At 76.3% G+C, this 15,312-nt stretch carries 14 protein-coding genes; 11 read left to right on the top strand and 3 right to left on the bottom strand.

Annotation, left to right across the window (positions count from 1 at the left end; genetic code table 11):
* The first annotated feature begins 6 nt into the window (after positions 1-6).
* From ACF08D_RS18115 to ACF08D_RS18155, 9 genes are all read left to right on the top strand, one after another.
* Positions 7-1,623: a hypothetical protein gene (locus ACF08D_RS18115; protein ID WP_392223649.1), complete on the top strand. Its 1,617-nt coding sequence runs from the start codon at positions 7-9 to the stop codon at positions 1,621-1,623.
* Between the two features lie 75 nt (positions 1,624-1,698).
* Positions 1,699-2,313, top strand: coding sequence for a phage tail protein (locus tag ACF08D_RS18120; RefSeq protein ID WP_392223650.1), 615 nt, complete (start codon positions 1,699-1,701; stop codon positions 2,311-2,313).
* Positions 2,310-2,903 carry a phage tail protein gene (locus ACF08D_RS18125; RefSeq protein WP_392223651.1) on the top strand — a complete coding sequence of 198 codons (594 nt, stop codon included), beginning with the start codon at positions 2,310-2,312 and terminating at the stop codon, positions 2,901-2,903. The genes ACF08D_RS18120 and ACF08D_RS18125 overlap by 4 nt, the downstream gene beginning before the upstream one ends.
* The gene (locus tag ACF08D_RS18130; protein ID WP_392223652.1) at positions 2,900-3,532 is read left to right on the top strand and encodes a hypothetical protein; all 633 of its coding nucleotides are present in this window, start codon (positions 2,900-2,902) and stop codon (positions 3,530-3,532) included. Before ACF08D_RS18125 ends, ACF08D_RS18130 begins: the two co-directional genes overlap by 4 nt.
* Before the next feature lie 50 nt (positions 3,533-3,582).
* Complete coding sequence (locus ACF08D_RS18135; RefSeq protein ID WP_392223653.1) at positions 3,583-5,436, top strand: VgrG-related protein; 1,854 nt, start codon at positions 3,583-3,585, stop codon at positions 5,434-5,436.
* Positions 5,437-5,496: 60 nt separating this feature from the next.
* Complete coding sequence (locus ACF08D_RS18140) at positions 5,497-5,979, top strand: GPW/gp25 family protein (protein WP_392223654.1); 483 nt, start codon at positions 5,497-5,499, stop codon at positions 5,977-5,979.
* A gap of 3 nt (positions 5,980-5,982) precedes the next feature.
* Complete coding sequence (locus ACF08D_RS18145) at positions 5,983-7,950, top strand: putative baseplate assembly protein (protein WP_392223655.1); 1,968 nt, start codon at positions 5,983-5,985, stop codon at positions 7,948-7,950.
* Positions 7,947-8,510, top strand: a complete 564-nt coding sequence (locus ACF08D_RS18150; RefSeq protein ID WP_392223656.1) for a phage tail protein — start codon at positions 7,947-7,949, stop codon at positions 8,508-8,510. Before ACF08D_RS18145 ends, ACF08D_RS18150 begins: the two co-directional genes overlap by 4 nt.
* Entirely contained in the window at positions 8,507-10,108 is a 1,602-nt protein-coding gene (locus tag ACF08D_RS18155; RefSeq protein WP_392223657.1) for an NADase-type glycan-binding domain-containing protein, read from the top strand. Before ACF08D_RS18150 ends, ACF08D_RS18155 begins: the two co-directional genes overlap by 4 nt.
* Positions 10,109-10,138: 30 nt before the next feature.
* Here ACF08D_RS18155 and ACF08D_RS18160 read toward each other — a convergent pair whose 3' ends face one another.
* Both ACF08D_RS18160 and ACF08D_RS18165 read right to left on the bottom strand, forming a co-directional pair.
* Positions 10,139-11,050, bottom strand: coding sequence for a hypothetical protein (locus ACF08D_RS18160; protein WP_392223659.1), 912 nt, complete (start codon positions 11,048-11,050; stop codon positions 10,139-10,141).
* Complete coding sequence (locus ACF08D_RS18165) at positions 11,047-12,027, bottom strand: lytic transglycosylase domain-containing protein (protein ID WP_392223661.1); 981 nt, start codon at positions 12,025-12,027, stop codon at positions 11,047-11,049. The genes ACF08D_RS18160 and ACF08D_RS18165 overlap by 4 nt, the downstream gene beginning before the upstream one ends.
* A 284-nt stretch (positions 12,028-12,311) precedes the next feature.
* Here ACF08D_RS18165 and ACF08D_RS18170 point away from each other — a divergent pair, with 284 nt between their 5' ends.
* The gene (locus tag ACF08D_RS18170) at positions 12,312-13,745 is read left to right on the top strand and encodes a hypothetical protein (RefSeq protein WP_392223663.1); all 1,434 of its coding nucleotides are present in this window, start codon (positions 12,312-12,314) and stop codon (positions 13,743-13,745) included.
* 41 nt (positions 13,746-13,786) lie between these two features.
* Positions 13,787-14,182: a PAAR domain-containing protein gene (locus tag ACF08D_RS18175; RefSeq protein ID WP_392223664.1), complete on the top strand. Its 396-nt coding sequence runs from the start codon at positions 13,787-13,789 to the stop codon at positions 14,180-14,182.
* Positions 14,183-14,410: 228 nt separating this feature from the next.
* On the opposite strand, the gene ACF08D_RS18180 is transcribed toward ACF08D_RS18175, so the two are convergent.
* Positions 14,411-15,301: a hypothetical protein gene (locus ACF08D_RS18180; protein WP_392223666.1), complete on the bottom strand. Its 891-nt coding sequence runs from the start codon at positions 15,299-15,301 to the stop codon at positions 14,411-14,413.
* Positions 15,302-15,312 lie beyond the last annotated feature (11 nt).

Consider the following 15,312-nt stretch of genomic DNA (forward strand, 5'->3'; position numbering starts at 1 on the left):
CGGCTCGTGCAGTGGTCATGGAGGCGCCGAGACCCCCGCCCCGGGGCACGGGGCCGGTGGGCCCGGCGGTGGTGGCGCCCGGCGCCGCCCGCGACGGACCCGGCCGCCGCCGCCGAAGCCGCCGAAGCCGCCGAAGCCGCCGCGGCCGACGTGGGTGGGCCCGAGGCCGGGGCGTGGCGACGGCTGCCCGTCCTGCGTACGACGGTCTCCCCCGAGCCGTGGACGGTGGCCGCGCTGGGCGGCACCTCGGTCGCCGGCGCGGGCACCCGGCCGCTGGTCCACCCGGCCCGGGCGGCCTCCCCCCTGCGGCCCGGCGCCCGCACCCCCTCCGCGGGCGCCGGGCTCCCCAGCACCCCGGTGGGCCGCGCCGACGCCCTGGTGTCGGCACCGCCGCAGCCGCCCGGTGGACCGGGCCCGCGGCCCAGACCGGCCGTCGCCGCACCGGTACGTGAGGAGGTGGACGACGCGCCGCAGCCGGTGGCGTCTCCGCGGCGGATCGCCGTGGCGGACGGCGGGCCGGTGAGCGGCGGGCGCCCGGCGGACCTCACCCGTGCGACCGACGACCGCGTGGGCGCCCCCCGGCCGGTCGTGCCACCGCCGGTGCGTACGCGCTCGGACTTCGACCGCAGGCTGGACGCGTTCCGCCCGGACTGGCTCCTCGACCGGCTCGGTGCCGAGGACGACGTACCGTCCTACGTACTCGCGCGCCGGGGCGCGGCCCCGGAGCGGAGGCGGCCCGGCGCTCCGGGGCGGCCGGCCCCCGCGCCGGTGCCCGCCGGGCGGGCCGCAGTGCCCGAACCCCCGGCACCCGTGCCGCGCCGCCAGCGACGGCACCCGCAGGGGTACGAGCACGCCTCCGCGCCGGTCCGGCCCGCGCCCCCGGCGCCTCCCGCCCCGCCCGCGCCCCCGCCCGGCCCCTCGCCGGCGGCGCACCCGCCCGGCTGGGAGGCCGCCTGGAGCCTGCGGCTGTCCGGGAGCCGCGGTGAGGGCGCCCGTACCGGGGGCGTGGCCGAGGGCGGCGACGGCGACGCCCAGGAGAGCGACCCATGCGGGCCGGAAGCGGCACGGTCGTCCCCGGTGGGCGCGGACACCGACCGGTACGGTGCCGAGCAGTACGCCGGTACCGACCGGTACGGCGGTGCCGGCCTGTACGGCAATGCTCGGTACGGCGGTGCCCGCCGGCGGGCCGAACAGCGGTGGTTCGGCGCGGCGGTGGCCGGCGCGTACAGTGCCCGAGCGGTACGCACGGAGGAGCACCGCCTCGTCGCCGGTGACGAGACCGGACCGGGCGTACCCCCTCGTATGCCGTACCCGACAGCCGAGTTCACCTTCGGTGGCGCGCCGCCGCCCCCGGCCGGCGGAGGCCCCGGTGACGGCCCCCGACCCGGCCACGGCTTCAGCGACGGCCCCGGACCCGGACCCCGATACGGCTTCGACGGGTCGGCAGACGCCGATGGCCGCGGAGAACCCTCCGGCCGTACGCCACACCCGTTGGCGTACCTGGACGACCCGGCGTTCCTGGACGCCCTGGCCGGCCGGCTGCACGACCGGGTGATGGCGCGGCTCCGCAGGGAGCTGGTCGTGGACCGCGAGCGAGGCGGCCTGCTGGTCCCCCCGACCTGACGAAACAACGAAACACACGCGACCAACGCACCCCACGACAACCAGCAGTCGAACCGACCCCACAGGAGGGAAACCATGGCCCCGTCCCCGGGCAAGGGCGGTCTGGGCGTGAACGACGACACCTTCGTCGGCACCGTCAACATGGCCCACAACTTCACCGTCGCCATCGACCGGTCCCGGTACGAACTGGGCGCCTGGGCCACCGCCTCCGGCCTGCATGTGTCCTGGCAGGTCATCGAGTACCGGGGCGGCGACAGCTGGAACCACCGGTTCGTGTTTCCCGGCGTCGCGCAGTACGAGAAGATCCGGCTGACGCGGGCGGCGTGCGAGGACTCGCAGATCGTGCAGGACTGGCTGACCGAGACGTCGATGCGCAACGAGCCGCTGACGGGGGCGATCTCCCTCGTCGACTGGCAGGGCGAGCGCACCGTCACCTGGGAGCTGCGGGAGTTCTTCCCGGCCGCCTGGGGCATCGAGGCGTTCGACTCGGCGAGGGGCGGTGTGGCCCTGGAGACCCTGGAGCTGGTGCACACCGGCTTCCTCAACGACGACTTCGCCCCGGGCAACCCGGGCGCCGCGGGTGGCCCCGGCAGCCCGGCCGGCCCGCCGCCCGGCGCCCCGCCCGCTCCGGTCACTGCGATCACCCGGAAGACCCCGCACACCCCGCACACCCCGAAGGCATCCGTATGACCCCCTCCCCGCCGCCCCGCTCCCCCGGGCCGTCCGGGCCGTCCGGAGCACCCGGCGCCCCGGCGGTCATCCGGTCCACCCGGTCCCCCAGCTCGTATCCGCTCGCCGGTCTGGCGATGCGGTTCCAGGTACGGCTGGAGGAGTCGGGAACCGACCTCGGCAAGTGGTCGGCCTGCCGTGGGCTCCAGGTCCAGTTCGCGTCCAAGGAAATCGCCGAGGGCGGTGAGTACTGCGAACGGGCGCTGCTGCCCGAGCAGTTGTCGTACAGCACCGTCACCCTCGAACGGATGATGACCCAGGCCGACTCCCCCAGGCTCCAGGCGTGGCTCGCGCAGGTGGCGGCCCGGTGGACCGGCTACGAGTACGACGGCGGGAGCGGCGCCTACGAGGGCCAGCACATGACGATCCAGCTCTGGGACCACCAGGGCAAACTGGTCACCGAGTGGGTGCTCAGGAACGCGGTGCCCAAGCAGTGGGTCGGGCCGGACCTGGACGCACGCGGGGCCTCGGTCGCGATCGAGAAGCTGTCCTTCGAGCACCAGGGGTTCCTGCGGTACGACGCGGGCGCGGGCCCGGGGGTGGTCCGGTGAGCACCCCGGCGACCGGCACCTCGCTGCAACGCGCCGTCCGCAAGGCCGTGTTGCGGGACCCGGCCGGCCGGAAGGTCACCTTCGCGTTCAACCCCGTGCAGATCAGCCTGTCGCACAACGCCGAGGGTCTGTCCGACCCCGTGGGGCAGGACGACGGGCGCAACGACCAGAGCCTGGTGTCGTCCATCGCCACCCGGGGCTCGACCCGGCTGATCCTCTCGACGCTCACCTTCGTCGGCGACGGGATACAGAACGACGTCGCCCTGCTGCTGGGCTGGGTGACCGAGGAGACGGTGACGCGGCCCGACGGCACGACGGAGAAGGGCAAACGGCAGCGGCTCGGCTTCCAGTGGGGCACCAAGGGCTCCGGGCTCGACTACGAGGTCGAGCTGATGCGCTTCGACTGCACGTACACCCGTTTCGCGCGGGACGGGCGGCCCATCCGGGCCGAGGTCCGCAACCTCACCCTGCATGTGCTGAGCCACACCGGGCCCACTCCGGCGTCCGCCGGCACGGGCAGCACCGCGCCGGCGGTGCCCGGCGGCGGTCCGGCGGGGCTGCCGGCCGGCGCGGGGGCGGATCCCAACGCCGACCCCACCCGCACGCTGCTCGGCCGGGGTGCCCGGTGAACGCCCCGCCGACCGCATCGCCCCCATCGCCCCCGTCGCCCCCGTCGCCCGTGGCGTCCGTCCGTGTGGGCGGCACGGCCGTCCGTGCCCTGCCCGACGACCTCCAGCGCCGCGTGCTGCGCGCGGTGGTGGACCACCGGCGCAACACCCCGACGATGATCGAGGTGACGTTCCGCGACGACGAGGCCGACGTGCTGGAGCGGGCGGGCCTGGGGATCGGCAGCCGTATCGAGGTGTGGTGCCTGCCCTCCGGAGCCGCCCGGCCCGTCCTGGCCGGGGCGGGTGAGGTCACCGCGCTCGAAGGGGACTACGTCGACCTGTCCCTGATCACCACCGTGCGCGCCTACGATCCGAGCCACCGGCTCCAACGCGGCTCCCGAGTGCGGACGTTCACCAACATGACCGACTCCGACATCGCGCGGAGCATCGCCCGGGAGGCCGGCCTGCCGGTGGGCCGGATCGACGCGACACGGACGTCCCACACGCACCTGGGCCAGATGAACCAGACCGACTGGGACTTTCTGGCCTGGCGGTGCCGGGAGACCGGGTACGAGTTCGGTGTCGACGAGGACGGCTTCTACTTCCGCTCGGGCGACCGGACCGGCGGGACCGGCGGCTCCGGCGGCTCCGCGCCCGTACCGCTGGAACTCCAGCGCAATCTGCGGGCGTTCAGGCCCCGCGTGAGCGCCGCCGCCCTGGTGCCCGAGGTGGAGATGCGGGTGTGGGACCCGCTGGGCGCCCGGGCCGTGGCCACCCGGGCGGACGCCACCGATCCGGCCGTGGAGCCGGACGGGGTGGACGCCGCCTCCGCGCTGGACGCGCTGCGCGGTCCGTCCCGGCCCGTCCCGGCGGCGGACCCGGGGTCACCGCTGGGCCCCGCCCCGGGCGCCGGCGCGCACCTGGTGACGGGCACCTCCCCGGCCACCGGCGCCGCGGTCACCGCCGCGTCCCAGGAGGCGCTGCGGGGCCCGGCCGGGCGGCTGGCGGGCAGCCTCGCCGAGGCGCAGGCCGTCGCCTGGGGCGACCCGGCGCTCCGCGCGGGGGTGACGGTCCGGGTCACGGGCCCGCCCCGGCCCTTCGCGGGGACGTGGGCGGTCACCGCCGCGCGGCACGTCTTCGACCGGCTGGAGGGCGGGTACCGGACACATCTGGAGCTGGGCACGCCGGCCGACCGTACGCTGCTCTCCCTGACCGCTCCGGCCGGCGGGGCGCGGACGGCGCCCCGGGTGCCGGGGCTGGCGTGCGGGGTGGTGACGGACGTCAACGACCCGGCGGGCAGGGGCCGGGTGCGGGTGGTGCTGCCCTGGCTGGCGCCCGACCACGAGACGGACTGGGCCCCGGTGGTCCAGGCCGGCGGGGGCCGCCGGGCCGGGGCGATGCTGCTGCCGGAGGTCGGCGACCAGGTGCTGCTCGGCTTCGAACTGGGCGATCCGCGCCGCCCGTACGTGGTCGGCGGCGTCCTGTCGCAGGCGAGTACGTACGCGCCCGGCGGGCCGGCGGTGGAGGCGACGGGGCGTACCGCCGACGTCGTACGGCGGGGTGTCGTCTCGCCCACCGGCAACATGCTCGCCTTCCACGACGAGGCGCCGCCCGGCCGGGCCGGGCCGCCGTCAGTCTCCTCGGTGGTGCTGGGCACGGGCGACGGGAGCCTGGGCCTGGCCGTCGACCAGGTGGCGGGCACGGTGACGCTGACGTGCCGGCCGGGGGCGGCGGGCGGCGGCGCGTCCGCCGGGCGGCTGCACATCGACTGCGGTGACGGCGGCACGGTCGCCGTCTCGGCGGGGGCGGGCGGCCACGTCAGCATCGACGGCGGGGCCAGCCTCAGCATGCGCGCGCGGTCGTCCATCAGCATCGAGAGCTCCGGCCCCGTCGCCATCAAGGGCTCGACCATCGAGCTCAACTGACCAATAAAACGCACGAAACCGACTCACGAACTCGATCGACGCCGAAGGAGGCGGGAGAGCATGGGCGACGACGACCACACCGGTTCGGGGTGGGCGTTCCCGCTGGGCGCGGGCCCCGGCGGCGGCGTCCGCACCGTGCGCGGGCGCGCGCTGCTGGAGCAGTCGATGAAGCTGGTCCTGACGACGTACCCGGGCGAACGCCCGATGCTCCCCGGCTTCGGCTGCCGGTTGCGCGACTACGTGTTCGCCGGTACCGACCCGGACACGCTCGACGACCTCGCCCGCGAGGTGGCCGCGGCGCTCGCGGCGTGCGAACCGCGCGTCACCGTCCGGGCCGTACGGGCCCAACCCGACCCCCGCAATCCCACCCTGGTGAACATCGTGATCTCGTACCTCCCCAAGACCGGCGGCGACCCCAGGAACATGGTGTTCCCGTTCTACGCGCTCCCCGACGACCCGGGCCCGAACCCGAGCCCGGACCCGAACCCAAGGCCGAGCCAGGACCGCGGCGCAGGCGCGGGCCCGGACGCGGAAGGGCGGTAGGACGTGCTGCCCACTCCCGACCTCGACGACCGGCGCTTCGCCGACCTGATGGACGAGGCCCGCCGGCTGGTCGCGCGGCGCTGCCCCGAGTGGACCGACCACAACCCCTCCGAGCCCGGGAGCACCCTGCTGGAGGCGTTCGCCATGATGGCGGACCAGGTCATCCACCGGCTGAACCAGGTTCCCGACCGGCTGTACGTGAAGTTCCTGGACCTCGTCGGACTGCGGATGCTGCCGCCCGTCCCGGCCCGCGCTCCGGTCACCTTCTGGTCCACCTCGCCCGTCACGGACGCACCGCTGCTCGTCCGGGGCGGCACGCGGGTGGCCACCCTGCGTACCGAGACCGAGGAGGCCGTCGTCTTCCGCACCGACCGGGACGCCGCGATGGTGCCGGGCCGGCTGGCCGAGGTGCTCACCCAGGGGCACGAGGACGACGGGCCGCAGGACCGGCGCGGCGGGCCGCCGGGGGCGGGGCCCGCGGCCGGGGCGCCCTTCCCCGCGTTCGGCGCGCCGCCCCGGGCGGGGGACGCGCTGCTGCTCGGGCTGGAGCGGGCCGTGCCGGGGTGCGCGGTGCGCGTCGGTTTCGACGGCCGCGTCGACGGGGTGGGCGTGGACCCGGAGGCGCCGCCGCTGGTGTGGGAGGCGTGGGACGGTTCCGGCTGGTCGCCGTGCGAGGTGTCGGAGGACGGCACCGGCGGCCTCAACCGGGCCGGGAACGTCGTGGTCCATGTGCCCGACGCCCACGACACGGCCGTGTTCGGCGGCCGGACCGCGGCCTGGCTGCGGGCGCGGGTGGTCGAGCCGGCGGACGGCCTGCCGGGCTACACCGCCAGCCCCGTGGTCCACGCCCTGAGCGCCGTGACCGTCGGTGTCACCGTGCCCGCGACCCATGTCGAGGTGGTCGACCGGGAGTACCTGGACGACGCGGAGGGCGTGCCCGGCCAGCGGTTCACCGTGCCGCGCGGTCCGGTGCTCGCCCCGTACGGCGACCCCGTGCTTGAGATCACCCCGCGCGGCGACGACAGCGGGTGGGAGAGGTGGACCCGGGTCGAGGACTTCTCCGCGAGCGGGCCGGAGGACCGGCACTTCGTGCTCGACGCGGTGGCGCGGGAGGTGCGCCTCGGGCCGGCGGTGCGGGAGCCCGACGGGAGCCTGCGCCGGTACGGCGCGGTACCGCCCGACGGGGCGCACGTCCGGCTGCGCCGCTTCGCGGTGGGCGGTGGTGCGCGGGGCAACGTCCCGGCCGGGGCCTTGCGTTCGCTGCTCTCGTCGCTGCCGTTCGTCGCCGGGGTGGAGAACCGGGCGCCCGCGCGTGACGGGGCGGACGGGGAGACGCTGGCCGAGGCGGTGGAGCGCGCCCCGCTGGTGCTGCGCGCCGGGAGCCGGGCGGTCACGGCGGACGACTTCGAGTCGCTGGCCCGCCAGGCCGCGCCGGAGCTGGCGCGGGTACGGCTGCTGGCGGGCGAACACCCCGGCGGCGTACGGCTGCTGGTGGTGCCCGCCGCGCCGGCCGGGGAGCGGGTACGGCTGGAGCACCTGGTGCCGGCGCGGCGGACCCTCGACCGGGTGGCCGCCCGGCTGGAGCGGGCGCGCCTGGTGGGGACGCGGGTGATGATCGAGCCGCCCCTGTACCGGGGGGTGACCGTGGTGGCCCGGCTGACCGCCCATCCCCGGGCGACCGGCGACCGGGTGCGCAGGGACGCGGAGGCGGCGCTGTACCGGTACCTGGACCCGCTGCCGGGCGGCGGGCCGCAGGGGACCGGCTGGCCGTTCGGACGGCCCGTGCAGGTGGGCGAGATCTTCGCGCTGCTCCAGCGGGTGCCGGGGGTGGACCTGGTGGACGACGTGAGGCTGTTCGCCGCGAACCCGGTGACGGGCGAGCGCGGGCAGGAGAGCCGGCGGATCGACCTGCCGGCGAACAGCCTGGTGGTCTCCTACGACCACCACCTGCGCGTGGAGGAGGCCCGGTGAGGGCGGGGGTTCCCGGGCTGGGCAGCCCGTACTCCCTGGCAGACCTGCTGCCCGAGGTGTACCGGGAGGATCCGTTCACGGTGCGGCTGACGGCGGGCTGGGACGAGGTAGTGGCGCCGGTGATCGGCACGCTGGACTGCCTCGACGCGTACCTGGACCCCCGGCTGGCCCCGGAGGACCTGCTGGTGTGGCTGGCCGAACGGCTGGGCGCCCGCCTGGACGAGAAGTGGCCGGTGGCCCGCAAACGGGCGGCCACCGGGGCCGCGTTGACCGGTCACCGTACGCGGGGCACGGTCGCCGGGGTGTGCGAGGAGGTCGCCCTCGCCACCGGGTGCGAGGTGGAACTGGCCGACTCCGGCGGCGTGTTCACCTCCCGTACGCCCGACGCGCCCTTCCCGGAGGACCTGCCGGACACCGTCGTGGTCCGGGTCGTCGCCAGGGACAGCGGCAATAACGGGGACGGGGGCGGCACGGAGGCGGGTGCGGCGGACGTCGAGGCGCTGGTGGGCCGGTGCCTGCCGGCCCATGTCCCGTACCGCGCCGAGGTGGTGCACCGGTGATCATCTGCCGTCGCTGCGGCAGCCGCAGCCATGACGCGGACGCCTTCTGCGGCTCCTGCGGCGCGTTTCTGGAGTGGTCGGGCACGCGGGCCGCGCCGGACGTCGCCCAGGAGGTACGGGAGGAGGCGGAGCAGACGGCGGTCGCGCCGCGCGTCCCGCTGTTCCGGCGGGTGCTCCAGGGCACCGCGCGCCTGACGAACCCGCCGGCGACGGGCGCGCCGGTGCAGGTGCACAACGGCCCCGGCGGGCCCCCGCGCCCCCGCTCGGGGTCCTCGTCGGCGGCCCCCGCTCCCCCGGCTCCCGCGCCCCGCCGCCCGCCGGGCCCGGCCGCACCGCCGCCTCCGCCGCGTCCGGGCCGGCCCGCGCCGGCTCCCCCGCCGCCCCCGGGCCGTACCGCACCGCCGCCACCACCGCCCCCCTCGGGCCGTACGGCACCGCCGCCCCCGCCACCGCCCCCCTCGGGCCGTACGGCACCGCCGCCCCCGCCACCGCCCGGCTCCCGTCCCGGCGCACCGCCTCCCCCGCCTCCCCCGCCACCCCCCGCATCCGCAGCCGCATCCACAACCCCGCCCGCACCCGCGGCCCCGTCCGCACACGACGACACCGTCGAGCAGCCGGTCGTCACCGAGCAGGAGGCGGCCCGCGCCCGGGACGCCGCGCTCATCGCCCCGCTGCCGCGCACCGACCCGGCGGACGGCGACGGGAACCTGCTGGACGAGGAGCCGGACGCGGTCCTGCCGCAGGCCCCGCAACGGCGGCCGGCCCGCCGCCGGCGCCGTACCGTCCGCAGCAACACCATCCGCCCCGGCGACCTGGTGTGCGGGGACTGCGGGCAGGGCAACGCGCCGCACCGCCGGTTCTGCGCCCGCTGCGGGACCGAGCTGCGGGAGGCCGAGGTCGCCAGGACCCCGTGGTGGTGGCGGCTCCGCCGCAGGCGCGGCCCGCGCGTGGTGCCCCTGGGCGGCGCGGCCGGGGCCACCGGCGAGGGCGGAACGCCCGGGCCTGGGCGGCGGCTCGCCGCCGTATGGACCAAGGTCAAGATCGTCGCCGGGCTCGTCATCTGCCTGTCCGGCATGCTCTACGCCACTTACGCGCCGTTCCGCCACGCCGTGGACGACCGGGTCGCGGCGGTGCGGGACTCGGCCACCGGCGTGCTGCGGGCCCAGTACTCCCCGGTGCGCCCCGCCGGGGTCACGGCGGACCACTCGGCCAAGGGCGCCGACCCCGGCCGGCTCGTGGACCTCAACACGGCGACGTACTGGGCCGCTCCGCTCTCCGCGACGTCCGCGGGCGCACCGGCCCAGGCCGTCGTCGAGGTGTCCTTCGACCGGATCGTGGCGCTCAACCAGCTGATCGTGACGGCCGGTGCGGGGCCCGCGTTCGCCGGACACGGCCGGCCGCGCCAGTTGGTGCTGACGTATCCCAACGAGAAGCAGACCCGACTGGACCTCCAGGACACGCCCAAGCCGCAGACCTTTCCGCTGGAGGGCGCGACGGGCATCAAGAGCGTGCGGGTGGAGATCACGGACGTCTACCCCTCGGACCGGGGGAAGGATGTGGCCATCACCGAGCTGGAGTTCTTCTCACTCCTGTCGTGAGGAGGACTCCTGTCATGAGGAGGACTCCTGTCATGAGGAGGGCTCCTGTCGTGAGGAGGACTCCCAGCGCGAGGCGGGGGCGACGGCCGTACGGAAGCCGTGGGCGGCGAGCGCGGCGGCGACGCGCTCGCCTGCCTCGTCCGGCAGGCCGGAGACCAGGGCGGTACGGGTCCGGCGCAGCGGCCCGGAGCGGGCACCGCACTGGAGGGAGCCGGCGAAGACGCCTGCCCCGGGGATGCCGGCGAGCGCGTGCAGGGCGCCGTGGGCGGGGTTGGCCCGGCCGACGACGAGCCGTCCGGGGTCGTCCACCCAGAGGACGGCCAGCCGCTGGTGGGGGCGGAGTCTGGCGAGCGCCTGCCGGCCGGCCTCCTCGGCGGCGGCCCAGTCGGTGTCGCGGACGGTGCGCCGCGCCTGCTCCAGGGCGTGCTGGGTGCGCAGGGCGCGGCGGCGGGCGGCGGCTCCGGGTGACCGGTCGGGCGTGGTGGTGTCGTCCCCGGTCGGCCGGGGGGCCGGTGCGGGGCGTCCGGCCGGGGTGACGACGTGCGGGACGTCGTGGACGGCCCGGTGCACGGACGGCGACGCGTAGGGGCCGGGCTCCCGGGGGGTGGTGGCGGGCGGGGTGACCAGTCCGGTGGCGGCGAGGTCCCGGGCGAGTGCGGCCATGGCGGTGTGCAGCGCGTGGGCCGCCGCCTCGCGTCCGGCCGCGTCTGGGCGACTGCCCGTGTCGGGTTCGGCGTACCGTACGACCAGGTCGGCGAGCACCGGGCCATGGCGCTGGAGCACCTCCCGGAGGGATGGGCAGAGCGGCAGCCCGGTGTGGGCGACGAGGTCCGCACGGAGGCCGCCCGCCAGGGTGAACCGGTCCGTGTCCCCCGCCCGTTGGACGGCGTGGCCGACCGCGCGCCTTATCCCTTCGTGGACGGTGTCCGGTGTGCTCGTCACGCTGTCCCCCTCCCCGTGCCCGTCCCCGTTTCCGTCGCCGAGGGCGAGGGGGACGGGGACGGCGAGGTGGTCGGGGACCCGGTCGGTGACGGGCTGCTGCCGGTACTCGGGGACGACGGCGTACGGCTCGGCCGGTGGGGGTCGTCCGGCCGCCGCGCCGGAGGCTGCCCCGCCGGGGACGACGGGGACGGCGGGGGTGGCGTTGACGGGGTGGGCGGCGACGGTGGCCCGCCGGTGGGAGCGGGCGCCGGTACGCCGGAGTACCGGTCGATCCACTGGAGCACGGTGTCGGCGTAGGCGTCCGACCGGTTGTAGCTGAGGATGGCCGCCCGCAGTTGGCGCGGGTCGGAGAGGTCGCGGTCGCCCGCGCACAGATAGCGGCCGGCGGTCAGGGCCGCGTCGTACATGTTGTGCGGGGAGGCGGTGCCGTCGCCGTTGCCGTCGGTGCCCCAGGTGGCCCAGGTGGCGGGGAGGAACTGCAGGGGTCCCACGGCCCGGTCCCACCGGCTGTCGCCGTCCAGCCGGCCCCGGTCGGTGTCGGGGACGGCGGCGAAGCCGTGGCTGCCGTCGAGCACGGGTCCGACGATGGGTTCCAGCGTGGTGCCGTCCGGTGCGAGCGCGCCGCCGTGGGCCTGGCCGGACTCGACCTGGCCGATGCCCGCCAGCACCTGCCAGCGCAGCCGGCAGGCCGGTTGCGAACGGGCCACCGCCGCCTCGGCGTTGAGGTAGGCGCGGTGGACATTGGCCGGCAGTGGTGTCCCGCCGGGGTCGCCGGTCGGTGACGGCCCGGGCGGTGGGGTGGCCGGGAGAGAGGGCGCGGTGAAGGGGCGGGGCACCGCCTGTGTTCCGGTGGCGGTGTACGCGGGTGGTGGCGGCGGGTTGCGGCGCTCGTACGCGGCCGTTCCCACCGTCACCAGCGTGGCCGCCACCGCGACGGCCGTGAACCCCTGTGTGGCCCGCTGCAGCGCCGGCGCCATGGTGTCTGCCCCTCCCCGGGTCGTGTGGTGGCACGCGGGGCGGCTCGTGCGCACCGCCCCGTCGGGGGTGATGGTGGCAGGGGCGTCCGGCCGGGTCAGGGCCCGGCGGGGAGGGCCGGAGGGCATGACCTGTCGCCCGAACGGGCGCTACCGGCAGGGCAATTGAGCGGACCGCACGGGTGCCCGAACGGGCGTGGGGGCCGGGGGCGGGGGCAGTGGGTGGTGCCCGGTCCGTCGCCCTCGCGCCGCTGGGGCGTCGCCGCGCGCGTGGTGATCATGGCCGGGTGGGAGCCATCGTATTGCTGCTGGAGGACGACGCCCCGGCCGTGCCCGGGGAGGAGACCCGGCGGACCGCGCAGATCTGCAACTCCGGTTCCGTGGTGGACCGGTTCGAGCTGGACGTCCTCGGCGATGCCAAGGAGTGGATCCGGGTCGAACCGGCCGGGATCAATGTGTTCCCCGACCAGTCGGCGGGCGTCGAGCTGGTGTTCACACCGCCCCGGTCGCCGTCGGTGCCCGCCGGGGAGGTGCCCTTCGCGCTGCGGGTGATGTGCCAGGAGGACATCGAGGGGTCGGTGGTCGAGGAGGCGGCGGTCACCGTCGGCCCCTACACCGACTTCGGCGTCGGGCTCACCCCGAGGACCCGGCGCACCCGGCTCGGCACCCGCTTCCACGCGGTGGTGGACAACCGGGGCAACGCCCCGCTGAAGGCCGAGCTGTACGCGGCCCAGGCCGACGCCGCGCTCACCTTCCGTTTCGCCCACCCCGGGGTCGAGGTGCCGCCCGGCAAGGGTGCCGTCGTCCCGGTCCGGGTGCGCCCGGCCGCCCGGCGGTGGCGCGGCGCCGCGACGACGCTGGCGTTCCAGGTCGTGGTGGTGCGGCGGTCCGGGGACGGTGAGGAGGAGGAACGCACGGCCGACGGGGCGGTGGTGCAGGCCCCGGTGGTCTCGGCCGCCGCCGCGAAGTTCGTGGCCGCCGTGGCCGCCGCCGTCGCGGCGCTGGCCGCCCTGTGGCTGTTCGTGCTGCGCCCCGACGCCGGTTCCGAGGCGCGGGAGCAGCCGCCCGGTGCGGCGGGCGGCCCGCCCGCGGGCTCTCCCGGTGGCGGTGCGCCGCCCCCGCCGCCGCCCCCGGGTACGGCGCCGGGGCCGGGGCCGTCCCCCTCCGGCGCGGCGGCGGGTGGCCCCGGCCCGGGCGGCGCGGGTCCGGGCGGCGCGGGTCCGGGCGGTGCGGGCGCTCCCGTGCCGGGCGTTCCGGTCCCGCCGCCGGCGGGCGGTGGCACCGGCACGCCGCCGCCCGCCGGGGCCGGAGGCGGGACCGGCGGCGCGAACGCCGGAGGGGACGGCGACGCGGACGGCGGGCGGCCCGTCGACTTCCGTATCGACACGGACGCGGCGCCCTCGGCAGGCTTCGACTCCACCGCCGTGTACGAGGTACCAAAGGACGCGACGCTGCTGGTCAGCGACGTGGTCTACGAGAACGTGGCCGGCGACACCGGTGTGGTCCGGCTGCAGCGCGGGGGCTCGGTGCTGCGCCGGCTGGCTCTCGACACGTACCGCAACCATGACGAACACTTCACCGAGCCGCTGGAGTTCGGCCCCGGCGAGCAGGTGGTCCTGGCCGTCCACTGCGCCAAGCCCGCCGGCCAGACGGGCGACACGGGTGCGGGGACCTGCACGCCCGGCGCCTACTTCTCCGGCCGGCTCGTCGCCGGCCACTGAACACAACACCCTCGCTTCCGTACGGGACAGGAGACACGACCGTGCCGCATCAGCCCGCCGCCGCGCTCGGGGACCGGGTCGCCGGCACCGACACGCACATCGTGCTGGTGCCGTCGGCCACCGGCCCGGTGCCGACGCCCGTCCCGCTGCCCTTCACCGGCACCCTGGCCGAAGGCTGCTGCGCCGGTGTGCTCGTCGCCGGCCGGCCGGCCGCGACCGTGGGCAGCGTGGCGGTCAACGTCCCGCCGCACGTCCCGCCGTCCGGTGTCTTCCGCACGCCGCCCGACAACCGGGGCACGGTGTCCCGGGGCAGTACGTCGGTGTTCATCGGTGGCCGCCCGGCCGCCCGCAACGGCGACGCCGCCACCACCTGCAACGACCCGGCCGTGCCGGACACCGCACGCGTGGTCGCGGAGTCGACGGTCCTGATCGGCTGACCCCCCGGCCCGCGCCGACTCGGCCCGGCGCTCCCCGAATCGGTCCGGGGGCCCCCGGATCGGCCCCGGCACCCACCGACTCGGCCCCGGCACCCACCGATTCGGCTCCGGCGCCCCCGAATCGGCCCCGGGGCCCCCGCTTCGGCCCCGGGGTCACGCCGAAACGGCCCGCCGGATGACTCCGGCGGGCCGTTGCCCCGCGACCGCCCGACCGCCGGGCCGCCCTCGTCAGCCCTGGGGGCTCTTCATGATCCGGAGCAGCTCGCCGCGGCGGTCCTTGATCAGGAACCCGCCCTCGTGCCCGTTGTTGGCGTCGTCCTCGATCGGCTTCCACCAGTCGCCCTCGACCAGATCGCCCTCGACGGAGCTGAACTTCAGCACGTGCAGCTTGACCGCGGACTTCTTACCGATCATCTGCCGCAGAGCGGTGCCCTTGTCGACCGCGTCCCCGATGGCCCCGGTAATGGTCTTGGCGGCATCCTGCACGGGGTTCAGGTTCACCGCCGCGTCGACACCGGCGGTCGCCAGCTGCGAGAGGCCGGACACGACGATGTTGGCGTACCCGAAGATGGGAGTGATGGTCTCGTACCGGTCTTCTCCGTCGCCGACCTTCTCCACCTCGCACCGCACATGGATCTCGGGTCGGGGGATGTCGTCCAGGGTGAGGTCCGTCGTCTGGAAGTCCAGCCGACGCGCCTCGATGTTGAACTTCTGACTCCTGTTCACCACCAGCTTGGTGAGGTGCTGGTCCAGTGCCTCCTCCTCGTGCCCGGGGGTGAAGGCCAGCCAGATCTCGGTGGCGGTGACGTCGAACGTCTCCGCGCTGGGGGGTATCTCCCTCAGCGTGGGTTTCGTGATGACGGTGGTGTCCGTGTCCTTGCCCTTCTGGCCGGTGTTGGTCGCGGTCGCGCTGTTCATGACCACCTTGCCGCCGCTGACACGGGCCACACTGCCGCCCTGCGGGAGGAAGACCTTTCCCGAGAGCGCCTCCGCCACCACCTTCTTCACCTCGTCCGGATCGGCGTTCGCCAGAACGCCCACCTTGTCGTGATGGTGGTGCCGGAAGACCTTGGCGATGCCCTGGCCAACCTTCTTGATCTTGTCCTTGCCGTGTGACAACGGATTCAGTC

The sequence above is a fragment of the Streptomyces sp. NPDC015131 genome (genome assembly GCF_043079975.1).
In the GTDB taxonomy this organism is placed as follows: domain Bacteria; phylum Actinomycetota; class Actinomycetes; order Streptomycetales; family Streptomycetaceae; genus Streptomyces.

Coding starts and splice junctions, on each gene's coding strand:
- ACF08D_RS18120 (WP_392223650.1), top strand. CDS start 1,699: ATGGCCCCGTCCCCGGGCAAGGGCGGTCTGGGCGTGAACGACGACACC.
- ACF08D_RS18125 (WP_392223651.1), top strand. CDS start 2,310: ATGACCCCCTCCCCGCCGCCCCGCTCCCCCGGGCCGTCCGGGCCGTCC.
- ACF08D_RS18140 (WP_392223654.1), top strand. CDS start 5,497: ATGGGCGACGACGACCACACCGGTTCGGGGTGGGCGTTCCCGCTGGGC.
- ACF08D_RS18165 (WP_392223661.1), bottom strand. CDS start 12,027: ATGGCGCCGGCGCTGCAGCGGGCCACACAGGGGTTCACGGCCGTCGCG.